Raw genomic sequence first — 26,948 nt, 5'->3', positions numbered from 1 at the left:
TTCGGCAGCCTCTGCCGAAGCAGGACTTACCTATTTCCTAACTCCCTTGTTACCGGAACCTATTCAACATCGAGCTGAATAAACAACTGATCCGATGTCAGCGGAAGATAGTTCGTGACTACCATCCACTCATAATCCAGGACTGATTCCTCTGCGGTAAAGGAAGCCGAACTCCAACCGGTCATCAGGTTTTCCGTGGATTTCAGATTATAAGTGATACCACTGATGGGATCGCGCCGCTTCCGGTAGACATAAACGAAAGCGTCATCCCCCGTACCCGGTTCTGAATAAACCGACGCATCCATTACAGGCAGATTTCCGACATTTTCAGGATCCAGCGGATCACCACCGAAAGCATACTCAATGCTGTTTACAACCAGATCACCATCCGGGTCGAGACCCGCAGCCGAATTGGAACTGACTAATCCACTGTTCAGCGCCCAATAGTCATAGGACCCCAAAGCTCCGGAGATTTTAACTTCCATCTCGTAAACATAGGCATTTGCCGCATTGTCAAAGTACCAGCCCATTGCATTGACGTCCGTGAATCCACTTCCGTCTGTTGATGCACCTGGTGCCAGATGAACCGACGGGTCAGAAATATCGAGTTCATACCACGTTTCCGCCGCTACATCCGGAACAAATACCGGTTTGGGTTCACCACCGGAAATGTAATTGGCGGCATATTTGGTGCCACTGACATACCAGGTACTGCCGTTACGCACAGCGGCGCGCACAGAACCGTTTCCTGCACCCCAGGTCCAGCTGCCGAAATACACATAGGTGCTCAGCGGCGCATTATTGACCGCATCAAGCGTCGACGCGCCGTATCCCATATCCGACACCGGCATAAAGAACAGCCCGTTACCGAAGGCATTCCACGCTGACGTACTCAGACCGATTTTTCCGCCGCCATCCGTACTGGCTTCCGCATAAAAGTTAGCCGTATTTTCATGAATATCCTGCTGCAGCAGGGCATACAGCGTAGGACCGGTATACCCGTTCTCATCTTTTACAAACAGCGGGGTTGAAAGATAATCAACATACCGCACGGTATTACCGGCATTGGTAATCACCGAATTGCTTGCTACAAAGTCAACAACATAGGCTCCGTAGCTGCCATCCATAGCGAAAACCGTTTCCAGCCCGATCGGGGCAGCAGCAAAGTTCGTGCTGGCCGTATTCGGAGCAAGATCCGAATCAAAGTTGGCCGTCAGTGTATACGTATTGGTTTCACCATTCCAGCGCGGTGCATCGGTGAATGTGGTTTCGCTGATACCATCGGCGACAACATAGACCTCATTATCCGGAGTCTCCACAGTCAGTGTATACCCTCCAAGCGCATCCAGCACCGGCTCCCATTCGATGATGACCGAACGGTCCCCGGAAAGAACGCTGGTCACGGTCGGCGCAATCACCTCAGGAAGGTTGCCGGACGAATGTGAAATACTCACATTTTCCACCGCAGCAAAGAGCTCGGAATTGTACTCCGCCTTTTTCGCATTGGGATGACGACCCATTGCAAATACACCAGCAACTGCATCGTACATTTCCTGCATAGTATCAGTTTCAAACTCAATCAGAGTGGAAGTCGTGTTAACAACACCGGAGACCGTGTTGGACAGCGATGCCCAGGCCTGATAAACGCCCGGCTCGCGCGTTTTACGGATTTTCCAGCGGACACGAAGAAGATCTGTGACCAGATCACGTGGAGCAGCAGGATTCCCCAACCAGGACTTGCTTACAGCTTCGACCGGTTTCGGGTTCCATCCGGCCTCACTCCAACCGAGAAAAGCCAAACGGTTACTATCAATGTCATTGCCCTCCTGACCAAAAGTCACATAGATATTGTTTTCAGCACGGACGCCCAGATAGAACATGGCCATCATGGCTTTATCCGCATCCAACGCTTCAGTAGAGGAGCTGGTGATACCGAAACTCAACACTCCCTGGTTGTTATGATCCGAATCATCCGTTCCGGAAGCCGTCACACTGACCACCACATCAAACGAACCCTCAACCGCATCATCTACATCATTGCGGATCAGACGATCCAAATACACCGCGTTACCTACAGTTTCATCAAAAAAATTGGAAACCGAAACCGTGTCCGCCCAATTGGTCCCCGCATCGGTAATCACATTAAATGCATTATTGCTGCTACCGGAAACGGCCGACCACTCAGCATCACCCGCAAGATCACCGTTCATTCCGCTGAAATCAGTGGAATAGACCAGCGTATCACTGTAGATCGTTTTCGGGGTTGCACTGACTTCAACCGACATTGCCGAATCACCGTCTGCATATTTTGCAACTATCGAGTAATAATAAGTCGTTCCGTTAACTACGGAAGTATCACTGTAGCTTTCCGAACTCACCGTAATCGGCGTTACCCCCGAATAATCACCGGCCGTTTCCGTTCTGAAAATATCATATTCCGTCGCACCCGGCATAATATTCCAGGTCAGATCAACCTGCCCATCCAGCCCCAAGGCACCAACACCGGTCGGGGCATCAATGGATACCGGAAGCTTCTCCAACGTAACTTTCTGAATATAATTGGTATTTCCGGCATGATCTCCGCCGGCACCGTATAGCGTTGCATACAGTGCAGGAGCCGCCCAGGCCGCCGGACGCTCAATGGCGTAATCCGATCCGGAATAATAAACCCCGGATGACAGGTTACTGGTTGAAACCGTAATGTTAAACTGATTGGTGATATGCGATTTTGTCACCGTATAAACTGAACGCAGCACATCTGAATCCGCATCAATGTACGCCACATCATCATACGGTGCCGCATTGGTATAATATCCATATGGGTTCATACCGCAATCCGCCCCGGACATCACATAGGTTCCCGGACCGTTCCACTGCTGATTATCCGGAAAAAAATGCACCTGGCCATCCGCACGAGAGGAAGCTTCCTGACCGAAAATAAACATATAGGCATTGATGAGTTCGTCAGAGGATCCGGCCACAGCGGAATCATTGGTTTGAATACCGAAACCGAAACAGCCGCTATGCCGACGCTCAGGGGCTACAGAGACCCGATAATCCATGGTTAGGCGAACACTCTCCCCGACATTCAGTTCAGCACCCGCTGTTGAATTCATGATACGGTCTCCAGCCGGCTCAAGCATAAGTTCCCCGTTGACGACCGCATTAGTCCAGCCGTTGGTAGAAGCTATCCAACCGCTGATACCATTGATATCCCCATCGGACCAGGTGCTGAAATCCTCGCTGAACAACTCAACAGCCTGAACCGATAACGCCGCCATACAGGCACACGACACCGATAACATCAGTCTTTTCATTTCATCATCTCCTCATAACAGCCGCCCACAATGAACATATGACATGCGACCTAGCCCCGAAGCATAGGTCAGCGGCCTTTTTTGTGATTGTAAACAATATATTCATGCGAATGATCTCAGGCAACAAAATAACGATCATTTCTTGTTGATTTTTATTATTTATTTCCTTTCAGAGCGTTACGGTGAATGACATACTGGATAGCAAGATTCTACTAAAAAACATGATATATTAAAGATTAGAACGGACTTAAAAAACAAGAATCAATGCTTTCTTTAACATTTAAAAGATTTTTAACATTTCACTGATACAACCTCAAAATTCACTAACGTGTACGGCACAGACACAACTATCCATCCGCACTTTGAGCCAGTCATGCCGATCTTCGATGAAGCGTCCCTTCCCTGCATTCCGCGGAAACGCAGCAGAACACCATCCCCTACCGCTTCCATTCTCTTCCTCACCGCTAAGCCCCGACAAAAGGAGCTTTCAGAATGCACATTCCCATCCTCCGGAAAACGGGTTCAATAAGAGCATCGATCTGACAACTCCAGACATTCCGAGTGCTTAGGACGTTTTCCTGTTGCTCCGGGCATAAGCCGGCGAAATCAGGGACGGCTCAACGGCTTTGATTTATATTCGCAAAAACCTTAAGCGCAACCGTTTCGACGCTGATGAATAACAGCTGGTCACCCTGTGTTTGAAGATATCCGGATACAAATAAAGCTCCGGCACAATTGCCGGAGCTTTATCAACAATCCGAATCCCCGAAGTTTTCCGGAGATTGCATTTCCGAATCGGAAAACCTAGTTATCTTCAAAGAGCCAGGTGGAAAGGTAACGCTCACCGGTATCACAGATAACCGTAACAATCAGTTTACCGGCATTTTCCGGTTTTTTAGCCAGCTCAACGGAGGCATGTACATTACCGCCGGCTGAAATTCCGCAGAGGATACCCTCCTCTTTAGCCAGCCGACGCGACATAGCACCCGCAGCATCCCCTTCAATAGTAATCACTTCATCAATCAGTTCGGTATTGAGATTTTTCGGAATAAAACCTGCACCGATGCCCTGAATTTTATGCGGCCCCGGTTTACCGCCGGAAATCACCGGAGACTGCACCGGCTCAACGGCCACAACTTTGACACCGTCTTTCTTTTCCTTGAGGAAACCGCCGACTCCGGTCAGCGTGCCGCCGGTACCGACACCGGCCACGAATACATCAACGGCACCGTCGGAATCTTCCCAGATTTCCGGAGCGGTGGTGTCGTAATGGATTTGCGGATTGGCCGGATTATCAAACTGCTGAAGCATGATGGCATCCGGATTTTCATCCACCAGTTTCTGCGCCTCGGTAATTGCTCCGGGCATTCCTTTTTCCGCCGGCGTAAGGACCAGTTCAGCACCGAGCACCTGAAGCAGACGGCGGCGCTCAATACTCATGCTTTCCGGCATGGTGAGCACCAGTTTATATCCTTTCGCCGCAGCGGTGAATGCAAGGGCGATACCGGTGTTGCCGCTGGTCGGTTCAATCAGAGTGGAACCGGGTTTGATGAGGCCTTTTTTCTCAGCATCTTCAATCATGGCAACACCGATACGGTCTTTTACACTGTAGAGCGGGTTGCGGGATTCCAGCTTCACGGCTACTTTTCCGGGAAGGCCTTCTGTGATCCGGTTGAGCATCACAAGCGGGGTGCGTCCTACTGTTTTTGTAATATCTTCATAGATAGGCATGATTTCTCTCCGTTAGAATTAAGATTAAATACTGAAGTTAATCGGCTGATCTGCAGTCTGCTTATCATAGTCGTCATGCAGTTCGCGCAACGTGATTTGCGAGAAGTAGGCGCGAAGCTCATCACTGGCTCCCTGCCAGACCCGCTGCACAACGCAGGTATCGGATTTACTGCAGCCTTCGGCCAGGCAGCCCACCAGATTAATGTCGCCTTCTGATGCCGCCAGAATATCGTAAACGGTAATATCCGCAGGATCTTTTGCCAGACGGAAACCACCGCGCAGCCCCCGTACACTGCTCACCAGGCCGGCATTTTTCAGCGGAACGATGATCTGTTCAATATAGTCGGTGGAAATGCCTTCCTGCTCAGAAATGCGCTTTTTCGGAACGGGCTGGTCGCCCTGCAAACGGGAAATACAAAGAAGTATACGCGTTGCGTATCGGCCTTTGGTTGATAATTTCATTGCTAATCTCCTATCAAACCGTGAATTGGTTATAGTTTTTATCATGTATAATCATGACTGTATTACCCGTCAAGCCGTATTTATGGAAATAGTTGTAAGGGTTTTATGGGATACCCTTTTTCACGGGTAAAACAACAGTTTTACTCCGTATTTTCTTAATAATCCAGCCGCCAGTTCACCCCGATGCCGGCCCGCATTTCCGGTCCGGTATAGGTTTCAACCGAAAAATGGCGCGTCACTTCAAGCTCTACGGCTACTCCAGTCTGCTGCTGCGCGTCCAGCGAACGGTTGACTTCAATGTAGAGTCCGGAAGTAATGTATTTCCCGGCTGCCACGGACGAGGACTCCCCGGCCACCTCGGCCTCGCGCCACTCCAGTGTATCGATCCCCACGGCCTGGCGGATCTGATACATAAAACCCGGCCCGTTCAGCCCCCCCGAAAGCTGACGCGCCGCAGCAGCAATCTGATAAGCCTGCCACGGGGAGATCGAGCTGCTATCCCGGTTAAACAGCACATGCGACAGCACTTCGTCTTCCGGCATAGCCGGGTCGGACTCCAGCTGAAAGCGCGGATTATTTACCGGACCGTTGAGCACCAGACGCGCAGTAACATCCCGCCGTGCGTACTCCGCAGTCAGATTATCCATAATCGCCATAGTCGGCACCGAACCATCCAGAACAATCTCCCCCTCCGTAAACCGGAATTTTTTCCCAATGAAACTGACAAAACCCCGCCGAGGTGTAATTTCCCCTTTCACTGAAATTCCCTTCGGTGAATCAGTCACATGCAACCGCCCCCCCAGCACCGCTTCAATCATCGACGCATTCACAAAAACCTCATCAGGAATATCGATCACCACATCAAGCCCGAACCGCGGTGCTTTTTTGCGCACTCCGGCAACCACCGTGCGATTGGTTACCGATGCGTCATAATCCGTCAGCAGCGGCGGCGGATCCGGCGTAATATTATCAAGCAGAATATCCGCCCGGTTAATGGTCAGGTTTCCGGAAATATCGGGATATAGCGGATGACCTTCAATGGCCAGATGCCCCGAAACCTGGGCCTCTACCTCATCGCGCCGGATAATCCAGGCATTGGAAAAGTCGAGCCCCAGCCCCAGTCTCGACCAATACCAGCCACCGTTCACTTTCACCGATCCCGCCCCCGAACCGGAGGCGGAAACCTGTTCTACAACAACCCCCTCCTCCGTTGCTTTCAGATCCGCATTGAACTGCTGAATAACCAGCCCCCAGTCATAGTGCTCATACGCCCCGTCACGAATCCGCAGAAAACCCGACGGCACCCCGCTGCTATAGCTCAATTCCGCCTCGACCCGTCCCGCCAGATACTGATTCTGAAAAGCCGCCATCCGATTGATCAGCCCCAGATCCATATCAGCCGTCACCCGCATATCAAGCTCATTCACCAACGGAGAATAACGGAACGGAACCAGCGAAAAAACAAAGGGCATACGCAGCTCCGCCTGAACATGGCCTTCCGCTCCGTTAGTAACTGAAGTTTCAGCAGACAGCTCGCCTCCGGCCAGTCCGCAGTGAATTGAAAAATCCAGCTCCGGCAGTTCATCCAGCGCATCCTCAGAACTGGAAAAACCCACCACATCAATCCCGGCCGAAATCTTCGGATCTTCCAGCGTACCGGTAATACGGACTGACCCGCTCACCCGACCCTGAAAGTTGGAACTTCCGGATACAGGCAGACCCGAAAACGGCATTTCCTCCAGAATACCGCTCAAATTTACCGCCGCCGGATCCACCCTGCCCGCCAGCTTGACCGCCACCGAATCCCAACCGCGAATCTCGGCCGAATCAACCTCCACCGCCCATGTTTTATTCTCTCTCAAAACACGGGCGGCTCCCTTCAGGTCATACCGGTTGGTCTGCACATCCACAAAAACAGTATCCAATGTAACCGCGATATTCCGATTACTGAACATCAGACTGGAATCCCCCTGAAGCGATCCTTCTTTTCCATCATACTGTATCTGTTCCAGATCCAGTTTATGCCCCCGATAACGCAGCCGCGTCGAAAGCCGGTCCCCGCCCAGATCCAGCTCCAGCTGCGCATCAACTCCCGCAGCATCGAGAATCACTTCTCCCTTTCCGGAAAGCGAATCCATTCCAAATGCCGGGCGATGCATCTTTTCCACTTCAGCATCCAGCACCAGCCGGTCTTCCGGTCCCCCGCGCAAAACCGCATCAAGATCAACCAGCCCCTCAGCATCGCCCCCGACCGCGAGCCGCCCCGTAAGAGTTCCATCAGCCAAGTAGGCCAATCCACCTGAGTTCACAGTATACTCCAGCGGCACCCCCGCCACACGTTTTCCCAGTTTCAACGAAGTAACGGTCAGATCATCCAGCCAGAATTCCATCGAATGAAAGGCCGCACGTGCCAGTTGCCGCCGTTTTTTTTCTGACTCCGGGAAACGGCTCCAGATAATTTCATCCGCACTCAGCTCAGCTAAACGCACACGCTTCCGCACAAGATCGCGAATCATCCAGCGGCAATGCAGATTCCGAAAAGTCAGCCATGCCCCCTCAGCATCGGCAACCTCAATAAAATCAATCGATATATTCCCCGGAATCCAACCTGAGATCTTCCCGATCCGCACCTTTAAATGAGCCGATCCGCTCAAAGATGCTGTAAGCTTTTCTGACACCATCGCTTTACCCCACGGCGTCTGAACCCAGGCCAACAGCAGGACAGGGATCAGCAGAATCACCAGCCCGAATCTCAAAATATTGAAAAACGTTCTCGTCATCAGAAGGACTGCCCCAGCGAAATATAAAACTGCAATCGCTTTATCTGTGAATCATCAGGGTTCAGTGGATAAGCCAAATCAGCCCGCAAAGGTCCGATTCCGGTAAACCAGCGCAGGCCCAAACCGGCACCATACCGTAGAGAACGGTCTGTTCCTGAATGTAGCAAATTGTTATAAACCGTTCCGCCATCAACAAAAACCGCATAACCCAGCCTGCTTCCGGGCTGCAACCGCAACTCGGTCGAAAACTCCACAATATTATTACCGCCCGTCGGAGTATCTCCCACACGGGGACCGACCTGCTGATATTCATATCCGCGGATCGAACCGCCCCCGCCCGCATAAAAACGTTCATCCGCCGGCACAGCCGCAATATCAGCACCGTCAATACTGCCGACCCTGCCCCGCAATGCCAGCGAAAGCCGAATGCGTTCCCAGAGCAAAATATACTCCCGCGCCTCTACCTCTGATTTCAAATAGGAATTTTTTCCATTAACATCTTCGTTCCAGGCCGTGCGCCCGAAAAGCTGAAACCCTTTCAGCGGATTCAACCGGTCATCGCGATAATCCAGCACCCCCTGAAGCGGAAAAAACACGTACGAAAAACGATCCTGTTCCCCAAACTGATCCACCAGCGAATAGCGATATCCCGAACCCAGCCCTGCCTGAATATTCGGCGTAAAATCGCGCAGAACCATGCCCGAAATTTTACCGTTTTTCGCGCGGTAGGCTTCAGGATCCTCATACCCCGCCTCCATATCCAGCACCAGCGCCTGCCGACCATCCAAAAAACCGGACCGGGTCAGCTTACCATCCCATTTCGTCTCAATCGGCGAACCGCTCAGTGACGTCTCAAAACGCTCTCCGCCTCCGAAAATATTGCGATGCGACCAGAAAATACGCCCGCCCGGCCCGATATCGGAATAGTTCACGCCCAGCCGGATCGTGCGCATAGCCCGCTCATTCAGTGTAATTTCCAGCGGAATCGCATTGGTCGTTTCCGGCGGCCGCAGCGGAATCACTCGGGCCGAACCGAACTGACCCGTTCCCAGCAGCCGCGTCTCAAAATCATAGACCAGTTGCGCATCATAGCGCTGCCCCGGATTCCAGGGAATCTGCCGATGAATATATTTATCCGGAATCTGCTCCAGCCCCTTCACCGTGGATTCTCCGAAAACCGAAAACCCTCCCGGATCGAACTCCAGCAGCAGATCCACCCGCTTCTGCTCCCGGTCAACCGTCACCTTCCGCCGACTCAGCTCAGCAAACGGATACCCGCGCCGCGTCATCAGATCAATAATACGCTGCTGCTCTGCAAATACCGTTGCCGCCACCGCTTTATGCCCCCGCCGGACCAACGGTTTAATCTTTCCCAGCTCCTCATCCGGTCCACCCGCAAACCGCAGTTCCACATTACCGAACCGGTATTGAGAACCCTGCTCCACCAGAATCAGCACCCGCATCGGATCGCGTTCTGTATCCAGCGTCATCGATACCGACCCGTCATAAAACCCGCGCGCTTCAAGCAGCGTTTCAATCAGCGCCGCATCCTTCTCCATCCTACGACGCAACTGCCCCGCCGTGGAAGGCGGCCGCTTGCGCAGGGTAAAAGTACGGCACGATTCCCGGATCGCTTTTTTCAAGGCATAGCTTTCTGCACCCTTTATTTTTACGCGGTACTCCACGCCCTCCGGCTCATCCGCGAAGAGCGCCGACGCAAAAAGCAGGAAAAAAAGTACAGGCAGAATTTTCCGGAACAACCCATTCATAACGTACAGACAGTCTAAGCCATTCCTCTTGAAACTTAAATCCAAAAGCGACACACTCGGAACCATGAAAATACACATCGGTGTACTCGGCCCTCACACCACAACTCCTGAACAATATGAACTCGGCCTCAGCGTCGGCCGGGAAATTGCAGAAAACGGCGCAGTACTCTTCTGCGGCGGACTCGACGGCATGATGCGCGCCGCCGCCGAAGGCGCAAAATCCGCCGGTGGTCTGACCGTCGGCATCCTGCCCGGCACCGACAAAGCCGCCGCCAACGAATTCATTGACATCCGCATTCCCACCGACCTCGGGGCCTACCGCAACGCCCTGCTCGTCCGCTCCTGCGACGCCGTCATCGCCATCCACGGGGCCTATGGCACCCTCTCCGAAATCGCCTTTGCCCTCCGTCTCAAAGTCCCCGTCATCGGCCTCAACACCTGGGAAATCCGCCGCAATGATCAACCCGACCCCGGCATCCATACCGCACAAACCGCCGAAGCCGCCGTCGCCCTCGCTCTCCGGCTCGCGACTGAATAGACAAAAAACAATACGTACTTTATATTCGATTAAAGACAGATTATATAAATCCCTGATCCGGGGTTGAATATGTATGCTCTCCTGCATCACGTAACGTACAACCAGCTGCCGAGAAAACATATGACCAAATCAATACCCCTGTTTGCCACCCTCCTGTTCCTCGCAATCTCTGTGCAGGCCGAACCCAGGCCAACATTCAGGTTCTCCGAGTGTTTTCTGAAATACAACACGATGAATGGAGAAACGGAAATCATCCTTTATAATCTTAAATTCACAGAGAAAACCCGCATGAGCAAAGAACGTTTCAAGGACATGTTCGAGCTTTCCGAATTTGAGATTAAAGAGCTCGGCTATGATTCCATCGAACATCCGAGCTCCATCCGCGTCCTCGCCCGGACAAAAAACTTCCTCCGAAATACCCCTGTTCAACAACTATTCAGCAATATCCTCGGAGAAGAGGCTGCGGTCAGTCTGGATGATGCCGGACCGATGGAAATGAAAATGCACATCATTATTTCCCTGCAGAAGAATATGTATATTGCCGACAATAACGCACTTCAGATTCTTCAGAACGAACAGGAGAAAAAGGCTCTGTTGGAATTCGACCTTTCCGGCTTTCCAAGTAAACCGCTGGAAATCGTAATCGGCTGGAAAGAACAGGAAACCTTTGCCGAAAAAATGGATCGGGCCTATCAGCATGATGCCGACATCTTCCGCCTTCGCCATCTGCAATACTTCGGGGAACTGATTGAGGAATATCACCGGAAAATCGGTAAATATCCCCTGCAGGGAGAAACGGAAACGCAGCATTATGTCCTTATCGCAGCGCCCCACCAGCGGAAATATGCCAGGGGAACTCCGAAACAGTTTAAGGTTACCGATATTGAACGCTTTCGCTCCGTTTTAAAACAGGGGCTGGGCCGGGATATCGAATTCCGATTCGATCCCCAAAAAGTTCCCGTCGACGCACCGAATTTCTATATCTATATGGTTGAGAATGAATCCTATTTCTTCGCCGTCCACCTGTACAACAGCCGCCCTTTCACCAATCCGCTGGGCAAACACTACCACAAACTCGAAATCACAAACGAGAAACCGGACAGACGGGGATTATGGAAACTGGAAAAACTGTTGAACGAAAAAGATTTTCAGGCAGCTCTGCACGAAAAACCCTACAAAGAACGTTTCTTCTTAAACCTGGAGAAACAGTACCGATAACGGCGGGACGGAGCATCACCTCCGCCGGGAAAACCGACATGCATTATTTCGTCTATCTCATCATCTGCGCCAACCTCATCGCTCTCATTCAAATGGCGGCAGACAAGCGGAAGGCGGAAAAACAGCGGCGGCGGATTCCGGAAATTCAGCTGATTGCGCCGACGCTGCTGGGCGGTTTCCCCGGGATTCTGCTCGGCATGACCCTGTTCCGGCACAAAACCCGGAAACGCAGTTTTCAGCTGAAACTTCTTCTTACACTGGCCGCCTTTGCCGGCATCGTTTATTTCATTATTTCATGATTCCAGCGCAGCGGCCACTTCCCGGAAACTGGCCAGCACGACCGCCGAATCCGTTATATCCTGAGTGCCTATTGGAACCACGAAATATAAAAAGCGGAGCCGAGGCCCCGCTTTGCTGGAATTGAAATGCCCGGTGTGCGGACCTTATTTATTCGCGCGGAAGTATTCGATCAGCGCGTTGGTGGAGGCATCGTGCGCGAGCTCGCTGTCGCCTTCGAGCTCCGGCAGAATGGCTTTAGCGAGAATTTTACCGAGTTCAACACCCCATTGATCGAAGGAGTAGATATCCCAGATGATGCCCTGTACGAAAATTTTGTGTTCGTAGAGCGCCACCAGCTGACCGAGTACGGACGGCGTCAGTTTTTCGGCCATAATGGTATTGGTCGGGCGGTTGCCTTCGAACGTTTTGTGCGGGATCAGTTCCGGCGGTACGCCTTCGGCCTCGAGCGCCTCTCTGGTTTTCCCGAAGGCCAGCGCTTCGGTCTGCGCAAAGAAGTTGGCCATCAGTTTAACGTGGTGATCGCCGATCGGATTCTGGGATTTGCAGAAACCGATAAAGTCGCATGGAATCAGTTTGGTACCCTGATGGATCAGCTGATAGAAGGCGTGCTGTCCGTTGGTTCCCGGCTCGCCCCAGATAATCGGACCGGTCTGCCATTCCACTTTTTCGCCGGAGCGGGTGATGCTTTTCCCGTTGGATTCCATGTCGCCCTGCTGGAAATAGGCCGCAAAACGGGACATATACTGATCATACGGCAGAATCGCCTGCGATTCCGCCCCGAAGAAGTTGTTGTACCAGATACCCAGCAGCGCAAGAATAACCGGCATATTTTCAGCAAACGGCGCCGTGCGGAAATGGGTGTCCATTTTGTGATATCCGGCCAGCAGTTCGCGGTAGTTTTCCGGACCGATGGCGATCATCAGCGGCAGGCCGATGGCCGACGTCAGAGAATACCGGCCGCCGACCCAGTCCCAGAATTCAAACATATTAGCGGTATCGATGCCGAATTCGGAAACCGCTTCACTGTTGGTGGATAGCGCCACGAAATGTTTGGCAATGGCCTTTTCGTCTTTCAGCTGCTCAATACACCATTCGCGCGCCGTGTGGGCATTGGTCATGGTTTCCTGCGTGGTGAAGGTTTTGGAGGCCACAATAAAAAGAGTTTCTTCGGCATCAAGATCCCGGAGTGCTTCAGCAATATGAGTGCCGTCAACGTTGGAAACAAAAACGACATTCAGGTCGCGTTGTGTGTAGGGCTTCAGTGCTTCGTAGGCCATTACAGGACCGAGATCGGATCCGCCGATACCGATATTGACCACATTTTTAATTTTCTTTCCGGTGAATCCTTTCCACGTTCCGGAACGGACCAGATTCGAAAACTCGCTCATCTGATCAAGAACCGCATGCACTTTCGGCACCACATTTTCACCATCGACTTCAATCACGGCGTCTTTCGGGGCTCGCAGGGCCACGTGCAGCACAGCGCGGTTTTCCGTGGCATTGATCTTTTCGCCGGTGAACATAGCTTCGATCCACTTTTTCAGATCGGCGGATTCGGCCAGCGCCAGCAGTTTTTCCATGGTTTCGGCGGTAATGCGGTTTTTGGAATAGTCCAGTCGCAGGTCTTCCGCCTGCAGGGTGAATGCATCGGCACGGGCCGGATCGGTGAACAGATCACGAAGGTGTACATCTTTCGCATCGGCAAAATGCGCTTCCAATGCTTTCCACTCTGAACGTTCCGTTAATTTGGCTGTCATAGAAATTGCTCCTGTTATCGTCTGAATTTGAGTGCAGGAAAATACAGGTATCGGAACCCGGGTTGAAAGGAAAAACTCAGGAATCTAAACCTGAATGCGACTTGTTTTGGAAATACCCAGCCGATATTGTTGAGTTCGTATTTTTTGATGACTAAGGATTTATATGAGACTTAAAACCACACTGTCTGTTCTCGCCCTGCTTACTCTTCCTATGCTGGGAAAGGGGGAACTGGAAAAAAGTGATCTCGACGTTAAGAAGATCAGCCGGACTGTTGCCTATTCCCTGCCGGTTTTTCACTTGAATCAGCTGCACTTCGACGAACATATTTCAACCAATGCGTTCGATCTCTACATCAACTCGCTCGACCCTTCACGCAGCTATTTTCTCCAGTCGGATATCGATGCCTTTTCCAGAGAGGCGAACAATCTCCACAAGCGACTGCGCAAAGGCGACATCGATTTTGCCAGAAATGCCTACGAAGCCCTTATGCAGCGCATCGACAACCGCATGAAATTTATTGAACAGCAGCTCGAAAAAGGTTTTGACCTTGAGGTGGAGGAAGAGTTCCTGTGGGACCGCAAAGATGCCCCGTGGCCGAAAAACGAAACCGAATGGAATGACCTCTGGCGCAAACGACTGAAAAATGAATATATTGCACGCCTTGTTTCCAAAGAAGTCTACGGCGACGAAACAAATACCGTGGAAACCGTCTCCAGTAATGCGGTGGCGGAAACCGAAACGGAAACCACCAACACCGCGGCTGAAACGGGATACGACGAAGAAGCTGAAGACGCCAACCTTTCCCCGGAGGAGTTTATTCTGGAACGGTATAAGCAGTTCCAGCTCACCATGAAATCCTTCGATGAAGAGATGATTCTTCAGCGCTACCTCTCCTCCTTTTCGCTCGTCTACGACCCGCACTCTGACTATATGTCGCCCAGCAGCGTTGAAGATTTCGACATCAACATGAAACTGTCGCTCGTCGGCATCGGGGCCATGCTCCGCCCGGATGACGGAACCGCACGTATTGTCCGCATTATTCCCGGCGGACCCGCCGACCGGGACGGCCGCCTGAAAGCAGGCGATAAAATCATTGCGGTGGCCCAGGGCGACGAGGAACCCGTCAGCATTCTGCACTGGCCGCTTTACAAAGCGGTCCGCCTCATTCGTGGAGAAAAAGATTCAACCGTTGTTCTCACCGTCATTCCGGCCTCCGACCGTTCCGGCACACGCACCAAAAAAATCGATCTCGTGCGCGATGAGGTCAAACTGGAGGAACAGGCCGCTAAAAGTGAAATCAAAGAGCTGGAACTCGACGGCGGAATCACCCGGAAAATCGGTGTGATCACCCTGCCCGATTTCTATGCCGACTTCACCGCCACCAGCAAGAATCTTGCAGATGCCCGACGGGCCTCTTCCGATGTACGCCGACTTATCCGTAACCTGCAGAAAGAAGGGATTGAAGGTCTCATTCTCGATCTCCGCAATAACGGCGGCGGCTCACTGGTTGAAGCCATTGACATTACCGGACAGTTCATTTCCTCCGGCCCTATTGTTCAGGTGAAAGAAAAAAAAGGCGTGCAGGTGCTTCCCGATGCCGATCCGACGGTGGAATATGACGGACCGATGATTGTTCTGGTAAACCGCCTCAGTGCATCAGCTTCCGAAATTCTTGCGGCCGCCCTGCAGGATTACAAACGCGCCATCATCGTCGGGGACCGTCAGACCCACGGCAAAGGCACCGTTCAAACCCTTATGCCGCTGGGCGACAAAAAAGGCTCACTCAAACTGACCACCGCCGGCTTCTACCGCATCAACGGCGGCTCCACCCAGCTTAAAGGTGTAACCCCCGACATCTATATTCCCTCCTATCTTGATGTCATGGATGTCGGAGAGGATTCGCTGGAGCACGCACTGCCGTGGGATACCATCCGCCCGGCCATGTACCGTACCTATGATGGTTTTGACCGATATCTTCCGGCCCTTATCTCACAGTCCGAAGAACGTCTGGCCGCCAATGAGGAATTTCAGGTCTATCTCACCCGGCGCGAACGTCTGAAAGAACGTTACGAAACCAAAACCGTTTCGCTCTCTCTTAAAAAACGTCTGGCAGAAGCGGAAGCGGAAAAGGAACTCGACGAAATTCAGTCCGGAGCATTTCTCGACGATGAAGATGAGGATGCAGACAACGATCACGACCTTATCCTGAATGAGACCCTGATGATTCTCTCGGACCTGATCGATCTGCAGCAAATCGCCGCTCAGGATGCCGATGCGCCGAGCCTGAGTGAAAAGTAAACGGAAACCCTATCCGTTTTTCCTTTATACTTTCAGATCCTCGACATTCCCTTCCAGACCGTTCACATAAAGGGTCTGGGTCGGGAATGCAAATTCGATGCCGGCTTCATTATACCGCTTCAGCAGTTCCATATTCACCTTTTCGGCGTGGGCAAGGAAATCCCAGTAGGCCGGCGGATGGTACCAGTAGATGGCCAGAATATTCAGTGACGATGGATTATAATCGTTGAAATAAACACGCGGCGGGAAATCCTCTTTCATTCCTTCGTGGTCTTTCAGAATATCACGCAGAATATCCAGAGCCTCCTGCACTTTCTCCGGCGGGGTATCATAGGTGATGGTCACATTCATCACCCGCTTGATATAAGGCCGCTTGCCGATGTTCTGAATCATCTGATTGGCCAGCTCGCCGTTGGGCATTGTGACCAGATGGCCGTCCAACGTACGCAGACGCGTCGAACGGAATCCGACTTCCTCAATCGTACCGTCATGCCCGCCGACTTTAATGCGCTCCCCCAGTTCGAAAGGTTTATCGGCAAAAATCACCAGCGATCCGAAAAAGTTTTTAATCGTTTCCTGCGCAGCCAGCGCAACAGCCAGACCACCGACTCCGAGGCCGGCAATAATTGAGGTGATCGGTTTATCGCTCAGAATCTGCGCCACCTGAACCAGTCCCAGAACCACGACCACCACCCGCAGGCTTTTGCGGACCATCGGAGCCATCATATCATCCATCGTCGTTTGAGTCTTTTGGGTAACATGCGTAATGGCGTGGTCGATAACATCCACCATCGAATAAACAAAGAAGGCAACAGCCACGGTAAACAGCACACTGAAGCTGTCAGAAACAATACCTGAAACATTCTCGCTGAAATGCAGCGTTCCCAGTCCGTAGCGCAGACCAATCGTCAGAAAAAGAAAAGGAATCGGACGGGAAAATGATCTGAACGCCACCTGTACCCACGGGCGCGATTCAAAGCGTCCTGCTTTTCCCAGTCTGTTCAGAAACAGCTGCAGCATTTTCCCGAACAGCATCGCCCCCAAAATCCAGCCCATCAGGAACAGGATCTGTCCCCAGGTCACATCACCAAAAGCAATTTCTTTCATCATGAACACCATCTCCATTCAATTATGACGCTGAAAATAGAAGGCTCAACCGGAATGCCAAGTTCCAACGGCGAAAAAAAACGCCCACGTTACCGATGATTATCCACCGTGGGAGGGGTGCTGTTACCCGAAGCCTGAAGAGCAAGTGCTTCCGGGAAGCGGCGATAGTGTTCGCGCACCGCATCGCACAGCTTTTTCTTGGTTGTTTCATCCACCGTACAAACACCTTCAGCAGGAAGCGCGTTCAGCATACGCTCAATCAGCCGGTCCTGCGGCTCCGGCATACGTGACTGCCACGACTGCAGCAGGTTTTTATTAATCTTCGGCGGCAGAGACCCAAGAATACCCACATCATTCTGATCATGCACCATCAAACCGGTGGTTGTTCCGCGGTCCAGGGTCAGCACCTGAAAAAAGTAAAGCGTATGATACGCCAACTGAGCGGCACGATCCGCCTCCGAAGGTTGCATATTCTGCGCAGCTTTTTTTTCCAGAATCCGGAGATAGGTGTCGATGGCCGCAACACCCACCCGTCGGGCCAGTGCAAGATCCGTATCAAAATCACCGCAGTTCCAATGTTCGAGATAAAAATGCGTTATCCCTCTGTGCCGGTTAAGGGCCGGAATAAAGAAATAACGGTCACCCTGCTCCTTCGCCTCATCATACTGCTCCGGAGCGGCAGCCTGAAGCGCTTCAGCAAATTGCTGTTTATCAGCCTCATCCTCAATCGAGGGATTCAGATCTGCCATCATCCGCCAATACCCCCGCCCCGATTTCATCTCAGTCCAGCTGATGTGAATATGAACCGACGGATGAAAGGGATTTACCGGATGCACTATGGTGGAGATCGCCGTGGCAGCCCCGAGTTTCCGTTCCGGCTCATCGTCATAATGCACCTGCGAAACATTCACCGAGGCACGCCCCAGCCAGGCGGTATCCTCCACGCCGAACCGACGTCCTCCGCCGTGCCGTCCCTCATCACGGAACCATTCCCGTTCCTGAAAATGATCTCCTCCGAGTTTTTCCAGACCCTGAACAAACCGGGTCTGCAGCGATTCAACAAGGTGCAGTGCACGTGCGGCCTGCGGAGAATTTGCGGGTATTCTTTTCATACGTCTTACTGCTTTTCATATTCTACAACATAACGAAAACCGACATCGCTCGGCACCACTGCAGTATCGGAAGAATTACTGCAGGGAAGGAAATTGTCGGGAGTGGCAAAACTGCCGCCTTTTAACTGGTACATATCCAGACTTCCTGGCAGCAGTGTGGATGTCATTTCCCGCACATTTCCGCCCATATCGCGCACACCGTAAGGCGATGCATCATTTAAAAATTTTCCCGGTTCCGCCCACAGTGGGTAGGTTTCGAAACCGATCGGATTGTATTTGGTGTGAGTCAGATTCAGGCCGCGTTCAAAACCGTTGCCCCATGGATAGACCCGCCCATCCACACCACGCGCCGCTTTCTCCCATTCCTCAACCGTTGGAAGCCGAACCGTCTTTCCCAGCTGCTCACTTTTCCATTTGCAGAATTCAACCACTGCGGCATGCGTGAGGCCGACCACCGGATACGCCAATTTCACCCGAGGATCGTTCGGTTTTCCATCCGCGTTCCATGCATCGACAAACCTGCGCTGATCCACGTCAAAACGTATCCGGCTCATACAGGCCGCTTTCTGCTCCGGCGTTTTCAGCTGTTTCCAGAATTCCAGATATTCCGCAATCGTTACCTCTGTTCGTTTGATAAAAAACGAGGGAAGCGAAATTTTGTACCGACGGTAAAAGCGCGAATACGGACCACCGCAGATAAAACGCCCTTCCGGAATAAATACCAGTCCTTCAGGCACCTCATCGGGAATGACCGGAGTCAGCTCCACATTTTCACTATGCCCGATATACACGGGATAAGGAACCAGCCTGCCCTCCGTAGTTGTAAACTGAAGGATGTACGACCCCTTTTCCAGAAATGGAATTTTTTTCGGGAAACGGTCCGCCCGATCCTGCATGTCGGCCAGCTTAAGTTTCGGTCCGGCATCCACCACCGGCCAGATCGTTACCTGATCGATATTCGAAGCCGGATTAATCGTCAGACTGCCCCACCCCTCAATACGACGATGAACATCATTGGTATACACTTTCGCCTCTTCGGAAAGCATACGTCCCATATCCATCTGTTCCTCCATCGTAGCCCCCAGCCACATCCGGGCCGAGGCATAGTTTTCACAATAGAGGGCAAATTCGACCTGCCGCCAGACGGTCTGTTTATAGCCGTCCACCACATTCGGCATGTGACGGTACCGTTCAGGAATACTTTTATACAGATTAACCGCCTGGATATAGTTGCTGTTGATCTCCTCCTCCAGCGCCTCCAGTTCCTGTTTCAGCGCCCGCTCTTTACGGGTCGGTTCTTTCTGCCGGATGGTCCTGCACAATGTCTTGATTTCATCAAACTTTTCCCGCGCCTGCACCATCAGGTCCTCTGCCGTAGCCGCTTTTTCTTCGGCCAGAGCCAGCTTACCGACATATTCACCACGCAACTGAGAAAACTGAACCGTCTTGGTCAGACTGAAAGCAATCAGCGCCGCCACCGCCACACTGGTTCGGATCGGATACCGCCGACAGGTGTTCCAGCAACGCACATGAAACGGGGCCTTGTAGGCACTGACCTCTTTATGCGCCAGATAGTTCCGCACATCTTCTGCAAGGTCCTCCACAGAGCGGTAGCGGGTCACCTGAAAACGCGACATCGCCTTCATACAGATCGCATCCAGCTCGCGCGGAATTTTCAGCTCCGGCCGGCGCTCCCGCGGCCGAACGAACCGGCCGGCTTTTACGTTGTCGAGCAGCTTATTCAACTGCGTTTTTTCAAAGGGCGGAAGATACGTGAGAATATGATAAAGAATCGCACCAAGACTGTACACATCACTCTGAAAATCGACATCGTCCACTTTACCTTCAGCCTGTTCCGGCGACATATAATTCGGGGTACCGGAAATCGCACCGTCCATCGTATTGTTTCCGGACTCATCAAACTCTTCCATACGCAGCTGGACACCGCCATCTGTACCCTCGCCGGTATCCAGTCTCTTCACCAGCCCCCAGTCGAGAATCAGCACCTCGCCGAATTCCCCGATCATGATATTCGCCGGCTTAAGATCACGATGAATCACCCCTTTACTGTGCGCAAACGCCACGCCGTTGCAAACAGCCAGAAAAATTTCAAGAAGGCGACTCAGCGGATATTTTTTTAAATAGTACGAGGTATTGGCCTCCAGACGGTCAAGAATCTCCTTGAGGTTTTCGCCCTCGATTTTTTTCATGGTAAAATAAATTCCGAATTCGTCCGTCACCCCCATTTCATGGACCGGCATGATATTCGGATGCTCCAGCTGAGCATTACCGCGCGCCTCTTTCAGAAAACGGTCAACAATCTCCTCTTCGTCCCGGAACTCCGGTTTGAGCGATTTAATGGCCACTTCACGCCCCAGCAGAGTGTCATGCGCACAGTGCACCTGACCGAACGATCCCTTTCCCAGCGGGGTGATTGAGGTATAGTGCGACTCCGGAGCCACCATCTTGACCGACAGCACGCGCTTTACATTTTTCAGCTCGAGCGAAGACGAAACGCCTTGAGTCTCTTCACCCTTTTCCCCGGCTTTCTGCTTACGATCTTCAGGTTGATCCATGGTAATCCTCCAAAGCGGGAACCTTATTCAAATCCCCCCTCACATAAACAGCCCGAAACCAAAAAAAACCCGGTTTCCAATTGCTGGAAAACCGGGTTTATTCAGCCTGCGGAAAATCAGCCTGTAATCCAGGAACGAATATTTTCCGGGAGTTCCGTGATGGATTTAATGATGCATTTTCCGGCCGGAACCTCAACAGTATCCCCTTCGGCATGGCCTTCCAGTGCCTTGGCCAGACGGGTTTCACTTGAGATAATATTCAGTGCCTCATCCTGATCCCATACCCCGAGAATGTAATAGGTCTCAACAGCACCGGTCTCCGTATAACTCAATTCAACCCCGACACCCGCTCCGACAACATCCGTCTGAGCATCAGAGAAATCAGTCGGTTTGACCTTTTCAAGATCTTCCGCCAGCTGTGCACCCTGTGCCATCAACAGCCCCTGACGCTCCTTAGCATATTTGAACTCCGCGTTCTCCCGAAGGTCGCCATGACTGCGAGCCACTTCTATCTCTTTCGAGTTTTCCGGAATCTCAACCGTCATAATACGCTCAAGCTGTTTCTGACGTTTTTCATAACTGCTGATTGAGGTAAACGGCACTTCTTTCTTCTGAGCCGTCTGAGAAGCGGTCGGAAGAATGATATCCTGCAGTTCCGGATACTTCCGAAGCACTTTGGCTTCAACTGATTTTCGGTCCAGGGCATCCCAGCCATGGCCCTCATGAATACGGCGCATAAAGTCGCGACGCTGCTGTTCCGACATATCATCCATGACATCGTGCAGCCATTCCTCGGTCTGAAATCGCTCACGCAGCTGGTTCTGCGCCCGGAGCATGGCCCCGGCACAGTTTACTTCCAGTACCTCCTGAATCCGGAAGGCCAGATCGCCCTTGGAGATCAGATCCCATTCGGTAATTTTGTCGGTCGACCGCTGACACCAAAGCAGCATCGGGGCACTGGCCGTACGACGAGAAACCGCACTGGTCATAATCTGGCGAACATCCTCTTCAACCCCGTTGGCAATCAGGGCAGCCATAATCTCATTCAGCACAGGATGGCTCACTACCGGAATCACCTGACTTAATGTCGCCACAACCGCATCTTTGTCATTTTCAATAAGGATCGACAGCAGAGTCTGCAGGGAGCGCGAAGGCAGGCGGTCCAGCGTGGCAACCAGATCGTCTTTAATAAGATCGCGAATCAGTTTCTCCGTATCAAGCCCTGTCGGCTCAATACCGAACTGCCGCGCAAAGATAAAGCCCTGCGCTTTCCATTCCGGTCGCGCTGAAGGAGCTCCTTTAATAATAAAGGCCAAACGGTTCGACAGCGTTTCCTTCGCAAATTCCGATGAATAATCGAGTTTTTTGTCGATAATCTCATTAAAGCGTTCAAACAGACTTTCAATATCCCGCTCGTCGGCAATAAGCCCGAACCACTCATCGTCGTAACTCAATCCACCTTTATGGAAAACAATATTATCCGAACGCTTCTTTGGAATCTCAACCGATGCATCCTCTTTCAGCGCCTTACGGGCACCTTCCCAGAACTTTTTCCAAGCAGCCTCAGGAAGAACGGAAGGAATCATTTTCTCCATCAGGCGGGTCACCGACATGCTGCCATAGCTGTGCAATGCGGTTTTCACCACTTCGCCCGGTTCCTCTTTAATCATCCGCTCGAGTTCAGCGGGATTATTGTGTTTGATCGCCAGGATGTGATCATCACTAATCAGCTCCAGCGCTTCGGCGGCATAATTGAAGGCCATTTCATGCTCACCTTTCTTCTCGAAATCAATTTCGAGCTCCCCGTAAAAATAATCAATATCCTCAATAATACCGAAGCCCCACGTTTCATTATAGCAGAGCATCCCGGTTTTCAATGACCGCAGGAAATCCAGGCGTTTAAACGCTTCAAGCACCGGCACTTTACGGTTTCCGAACCCGGCCGGCTCCAGCATTTTCAATACATTCCGGTTTTTCCCGAAAAGTTTTTTGAGGGTACCCGTCAGATCCTCGACCGTCCCCAAGGCACCGAGCCACGCCAGCACCACCAGCGCGTCATCCACTTTTTCAGCGTCAACTAATCGGGTATAGAGCGTCTGAGCCCCGTTCACCGCCTCGCTTCTGCGTCCTGCCTCCACCAGTGCACTCAGCACACCATGCAGTTCATCCCGGTTTATTTCACCGTCAGCCAGCCCGGCAATCCACTCTTCGTTAATCGCATCCAAATCCATTACACATGCCTCCTGAAAAATTAGCGAAGAAACCTAGCGGTTTTTCCAGCCGCTGGAAACCGTTTTCGATGTTTTTCCAAAGCACAGGAGGAAATAAAAAAGCCCGCTCAGCTGAGCGGGCTTCAAGAATGGTGCACCCGAATGGAGTCGAACCAACCGGAAATGGCCGGTAAACCATTAAATGTACATGATTGGGCATCAAGACGGGCACAATTGGCAAGGCGTCATGTGAAAAGAATAGAATTAATATTCAAATCACGTGAGCCTCTTTCACTTTCATGGGAAAGGGAGGCTGAATCATGATAGTTTATTCTGTCTCTGATTTTTCCGGCAACTGGTCCGAACCGTATAAACAGGCTGGATATGATGTCTACAGGTTTGATCCTAAATTGCCTCGGCGGTTAACTGACGGCCTTTTCCCCTGGACGGCTGAAATGTTGCTTTCTCGCTTGGGAGATGGTGTTCCTGCACATTGCGACGTTCTTCTAATGGCTCCGCCTTGCACGGATTTTTTGATAGCCTGTAATCGTCTCTGGGTTGAAAAAGATAAAGACGGGCGAACGCAAAAGAGCCTTGAAATAGTCGATGCCTGTATTTCCTTGGTTCGTGCTCTTAAACCTAAAATCTGGGCCTTGGAAAATCCGGTCGGCCGTCTTTGGAAACTCCGTCCTGAATTGGGTCGGCCTTGGTATTTTAATCCTTGCGATTATGGCGAACATTATACCAAGAAAACCGGCCTTGTGGGTGATTTCGTTCCGCCACTACCTCTTTTTGTTGGCTGTGATATGATTGTTAAGCCGGATATATTTTTCACATCATCAGGAAGGCAAGAAAGTTATGTAGAATGCTTAAGGGGTGGTGGTGAAAATAGACGCGCTGCACGTTCAAACACTCCCAAGGGATTCGCTAAAGCCTTCTTTCTTTCGAATGACATTCAGGGGGCAAAATGATGGAACTTTTCAGTATTGATTTAGATGAATATGAAAATCATGCCGAACCATGTGAAAATGTTCTCATTCATGATGTCAATCGGGGTCGTTTAATTCCTTCTAGTGCTAAAATCTTGGGACGTTGTACGCGCTGCGGAAGTGCTGTTACAGATATGTTTGATTATTGCCCGGACTGTTTGAATTTCGATTTCTGTAATTGTGATCATTGTTTAGATATTGGAACGCTCCATGTGAAGGTATTAGTACAGCTTTATTATGCGTACAGAGATTATGATACTCTTCCTCAATGGCGGGAAGATCGTATAAACCGTCTAACAAAACAGGCATATAATTACCGTAATCAGCCTTTAAATTGTTGGAGGGTTAAATAATGAGCCGCCAAACTTTCCGCAATCTTGACCCGAACGGCAGACGTATTCTTCATGCCAATCAATATAGAGTAATTCAGCAGGCGGCCGTCCGCTCTTCTTCTGCAGCGAGCCCCGAGTCGCAGAAGAAGAGCGGCGAAGCCGCCCCCCTACTCTATTAGGGGGGGTAAATGGAAAAAATATTGACGATCAGTCAAAATTCGAAAAATTGGTTTCCATTATACCCAGTCAAAGACATCTGGGCCGCATGGATGCCGGGGAAAGACAGAGTTCTATATCTGTCGATTGGCTGCAAGGTACAATTCCCTTTGATCGCCTGGAAGAATTTCAGTATTACATGAATGAATTATGCGGCCTTGAGTGTGAAACGTATGATCACGGATTCATGGGTTTTCAGGTCTCTTGCGAATGGCATCCTTTCGGAATAAAGCTTGCCTGGGATGTCGATAAAAGAAACCGGATGATTCATTCAAACAGAATCGTAGTTCAATTGCCTGGCCATGCGCTGCACTGTTTCCTTCCCGTAACGCTACGCAGATTCCTCCGTGATTTGTCGGTGAAGTTCTGGTTTAAGTGTTCCCGTATAGATTTGGCATTCGATGACTTTGAAAAGATTATTACGCCCGAAGAAGTCAACGAATATGCAGAACAGGGATTTTATAAAGGCTTCCGCAAACATAAATATATTGGCGGGACGAAACGAAACGGCGAATTGACGGATTCCGGCGTTTATTTCGGAACCCGTGGAAAAGACGGCGGCGGAAAGTTTCTTCGATTTTACCGGAAAGATATTGAATCAAAAGGCGAAATTAATGCATTCCGTTGGGAAGTAGAGTTCACGAAGAAAAAAGCAAATTCCGTATATTTTGATCTGGCTATGTCGTTATCTTTGGAAGATTTGGCAACGAAAATCGCTTTGTTTATCGGCGGGGCGATTGATTTCGCTGAGCGTGGTAATTCCGGAAAGTTCAATAAAGTTGACCGGCTTGCATTCTGGGAGCAAATTTTGCATCACCTGGGAGCGGCAGTATTTCATTCTCCGCAAGATGAAGGCTCAATAGAAAAATCAATGGATTGGGTTGAGCGGTCCGTTACTCCGTCATTGGAAAAGATACGTACGGCCATAGGGGACGATGTTTATTATCAATGGCTCTTCGAGCTAATGCAGGACGTTGAATTAAAGCCTAAGCAGGAATCCGAAATAGCTTGGTATTGGGCCGTTAACGGAGAGCCTGCGCCGTTTTAGATGGTGTTGTATCTTCCGCATTGCGGGCATTGAACATCTTGTCCGGGAATACCGTATAATTCACGTTTGCAACAGATGCAGTTTATAGTTTTCTGTCTCGTCGTTTCTTTTTCGGCTCCTGGATTTTTTGCAGTCTTTTTCGGAGATACGGTTTTTTTGTTTAGGTATCTGCATAGGTATATTGTTCCTATGATCATGCAAACGATGGTTGTTACACATAGTAGTAAGCCGATAAGGAATCCTATGGTGAATACGGTTGCTGCGGCTTCAGCACCTTTTTCGAATTCATCCATATCTTTTTCGTGCTGTACTTTTGATTTTTCAATGGCAACTGCTGTTTCGTTCAGTATTTTTGAAAGATCATTGGCCGTATGTTTATGGCGTATATTAGGAAGATTTTGTTTTATATTTTTTGGTGTTTCTAATCCGTATGTTTGATCGATCAAAGGTTTAGTTACTACTGAATCGAATTTTGCAATTTCTTCTTTTTTCGATGTTTTACGTTTAGGGCGTGCATGGGTTTTGCTGCTTTCTTTTTCCGTTAATCTGGATTCAATGCATATGCCGTTATCATCGTATGATTCAGTGATAAATCCTTTTTCAGTGCTGAAAATCAGTGTGTTATCTGATTCACCTACCGGTTCACCATAGTGGGCAATTGAAACGGTTTTATGCTCTCCTACTTTTCCGAATGTGTTTATTTCGGAAAACAAAACTAAAACAGTCGCGCACTGAAAAAGTCTTGCAATTCTGTGTACAAAAAAATACTTCATGATTTCCAATGTTTAAAAAGTGGCTTGATTATCCGGCCTTCTGTTGTGAAACGGAGTTTTCGGAATCTTCATGGTCTATTTCTTCTTGAATTTTTATAGATTCGAATGTGTGAAATTTAGGCGGGTAGAATAGTTGGTTTCCGTATTTCCTTTTAGATTCTAAAAAGGATTCTATCAAAATTCCTGCAAGTCCTGCAGAGGATAGTCTTAGTTCACTTGCGATACGTTCAAATTCTGATTTATCAGAGTCTGAAACGTTGGCCATTATTCTGCCTGTCTTTTTGTCTTTCATATAACAGATCATCACAGATGCATGTTGCAACAAAAATACATTTTATAGTTGCATTCTGCATCTGTATGTATACAAATTTCCATCAGTTACAGATTGCAACACTTTGCAACCCGGAGAAGCTG

At 50.5% G+C, this 26,948-nt stretch carries 19 protein-coding genes; 7 read left to right on the top strand and 12 right to left on the bottom strand.

Features of this window, described 5'->3' with window-relative positions; genetic code table 11:
* Positions 1 to 59: 59 nt before the first annotated feature.
* The 5 genes from EGM51_03820 to EGM51_03800 all read right to left on the bottom strand — a co-directional run bounded on the left by EGM51_03820 (position 60) and on the right by EGM51_03800 (position 10,137).
* On the bottom strand, positions 60 to 3,317 hold the full coding sequence (locus EGM51_03820) for a fibronectin type III domain-containing protein (protein QBG46565.1): 3,258 nt from the start codon (positions 3,315 to 3,317) through the stop codon (positions 60 to 62).
* A gap of 804 nt (positions 3,318 to 4,121) precedes the next feature.
* A complete protein-coding gene (cysK, locus tag EGM51_03815; GenBank protein ID QBG46564.1) occupies positions 4,122 to 5,048 on the bottom strand; it encodes a cysteine synthase A in 927 nt (308 codons plus the stop codon).
* A gap of 24 nt (positions 5,049 to 5,072) precedes the next feature.
* The gene (locus EGM51_03810) at positions 5,073 to 5,555 is read right to left on the bottom strand and encodes an Rrf2 family transcriptional regulator (GenBank protein ID QBG46563.1); all 483 of its coding nucleotides are present in this window, start codon (positions 5,553 to 5,555) and stop codon (positions 5,073 to 5,075) included.
* 110 nt (positions 5,556 to 5,665) lie between these two features.
* A complete protein-coding gene (locus tag EGM51_03805; GenBank protein ID QBG46562.1) occupies positions 5,666 to 8,290 on the bottom strand; it encodes a hypothetical protein in 2,625 nt (874 codons plus the stop codon).
* Positions 8,290 to 10,137, bottom strand: coding sequence for a hypothetical protein (locus EGM51_03800; GenBank protein ID QBG46561.1), 1,848 nt, complete (start codon positions 10,135 to 10,137; stop codon positions 8,290 to 8,292). Before EGM51_03800 ends, EGM51_03805 begins: the two co-directional genes overlap by 1 nt.
* Here EGM51_03800 and EGM51_03795 point away from each other — a divergent pair.
* The 3 genes from EGM51_03795 (at position 10,124) to EGM51_03785 (ending at position 12,114) form a co-directional block, all read left to right on the top strand.
* Positions 10,124 to 10,597, top strand: a complete 474-nt coding sequence (locus tag EGM51_03795; protein QBG46560.1) for a TIGR00725 family protein — start codon at positions 10,124 to 10,126, stop codon at positions 10,595 to 10,597. The genes EGM51_03800 and EGM51_03795 overlap by 14 nt on opposite strands.
* 288 nt (positions 10,598 to 10,885) lie before the next feature.
* Entirely contained in the window at positions 10,886 to 11,815 is a 930-nt protein-coding gene (locus EGM51_03790) for a hypothetical protein (protein QBG46559.1), read from the top strand.
* A gap of 38 nt (positions 11,816 to 11,853) precedes the next feature.
* Positions 11,854 to 12,114, top strand: coding sequence for a DUF1294 domain-containing protein (locus EGM51_03785; GenBank protein ID QBG46558.1), 261 nt, complete (start codon positions 11,854 to 11,856; stop codon positions 12,112 to 12,114).
* A gap of 144 nt (positions 12,115 to 12,258) precedes the next feature.
* Here EGM51_03785 and EGM51_03780 read toward each other — a convergent pair whose 3' ends face one another.
* Positions 12,259 to 13,872, bottom strand: coding sequence for a glucose-6-phosphate isomerase (locus EGM51_03780; GenBank protein QBG46557.1), 1,614 nt, complete (start codon positions 13,870 to 13,872; stop codon positions 12,259 to 12,261).
* A gap of 163 nt (positions 13,873 to 14,035) precedes the next feature.
* Between EGM51_03780 and EGM51_03775 the strand changes: the two genes are divergently transcribed.
* Positions 14,036 to 16,171, top strand: a complete 2,136-nt coding sequence (locus EGM51_03775) for a tail-specific protease (GenBank protein ID QBG46556.1) — start codon at positions 14,036 to 14,038, stop codon at positions 16,169 to 16,171.
* 24 nt (positions 16,172 to 16,195) lie between these two features.
* On the opposite strand, the gene EGM51_03770 is transcribed toward EGM51_03775, so the two are convergent.
* From EGM51_03770 to EGM51_03755, 4 genes are all read right to left on the bottom strand, one after another.
* Positions 16,196 to 17,296: a mechanosensitive ion channel family protein gene (locus EGM51_03770; GenBank protein ID QBG46555.1), complete on the bottom strand. Its 1,101-nt coding sequence runs from the start codon at positions 17,294 to 17,296 to the stop codon at positions 16,196 to 16,198.
* Positions 17,297 to 17,367: 71 nt separating this feature from the next.
* On the bottom strand, positions 17,368 to 18,390 hold the full coding sequence (locus tag EGM51_03765; GenBank protein QBG46554.1) for a coproporphyrinogen III oxidase: 1,023 nt from the start codon (positions 18,388 to 18,390) through the stop codon (positions 17,368 to 17,370).
* A gap of 5 nt (positions 18,391 to 18,395) precedes the next feature.
* Entirely contained in the window at positions 18,396 to 20,966 is a 2,571-nt protein-coding gene (locus EGM51_03760) for a hypothetical protein (GenBank protein ID QBG46553.1), read from the bottom strand.
* 116 nt (positions 20,967 to 21,082) lie between these two features.
* Positions 21,083 to 23,197, bottom strand: a complete 2,115-nt coding sequence (locus EGM51_03755) for a hypothetical protein (GenBank protein QBG46552.1) — start codon at positions 23,195 to 23,197, stop codon at positions 21,083 to 21,085.
* A gap of 299 nt (positions 23,198 to 23,496) precedes the next feature.
* Here EGM51_03755 and EGM51_03750 point away from each other — a divergent pair, with 299 nt between their 5' ends.
* The 3 genes from EGM51_03750 (at position 23,497) to EGM51_03740 (ending at position 25,761) form a co-directional block, all read left to right on the top strand.
* On the top strand, positions 23,497 to 24,147 hold the full coding sequence (locus EGM51_03750; GenBank protein ID QBG46551.1) for a DNA cytosine methyltransferase: 651 nt from the start codon (positions 23,497 to 23,499) through the stop codon (positions 24,145 to 24,147).
* Positions 24,144 to 24,518: a hypothetical protein gene (locus EGM51_03745; protein ID QBG46550.1), complete on the top strand. Its 375-nt coding sequence runs from the start codon at positions 24,144 to 24,146 to the stop codon at positions 24,516 to 24,518. Before EGM51_03750 ends, EGM51_03745 begins: the two co-directional genes overlap by 4 nt.
* A 244-nt stretch (positions 24,519 to 24,762) precedes the next feature.
* The gene (locus EGM51_03740; protein ID QBG46549.1) at positions 24,763 to 25,761 is read left to right on the top strand and encodes a hypothetical protein; all 999 of its coding nucleotides are present in this window, start codon (positions 24,763 to 24,765) and stop codon (positions 25,759 to 25,761) included.
* On the opposite strand, the gene EGM51_03735 is transcribed toward EGM51_03740, so the two are convergent.
* Positions 25,758 to 26,534: a hypothetical protein gene (locus tag EGM51_03735; GenBank protein ID QBG46548.1), complete on the bottom strand. Its 777-nt coding sequence runs from the start codon at positions 26,532 to 26,534 to the stop codon at positions 25,758 to 25,760. The genes EGM51_03740 and EGM51_03735 overlap by 4 nt on opposite strands.
* Positions 26,535 to 26,562: 28 nt before the next feature.
* Positions 26,563 to 26,826, bottom strand: a complete 264-nt coding sequence (locus EGM51_03730) for a hypothetical protein (protein ID QBG46547.1) — start codon at positions 26,824 to 26,826, stop codon at positions 26,563 to 26,565.
* Between the last annotated feature and the right edge of the window lie 122 nt (positions 26,827 to 26,948).

It is taken from the genome of Verrucomicrobia bacterium S94, assembly GCA_004299845.1.
In the GTDB taxonomy this organism is placed as follows: Bacteria; Verrucomicrobiota; Kiritimatiellia; order Kiritimatiellales; family Pontiellaceae; genus Pontiella.
This window is presented reverse-complemented; position numbering and strand designations above follow the sequence as displayed.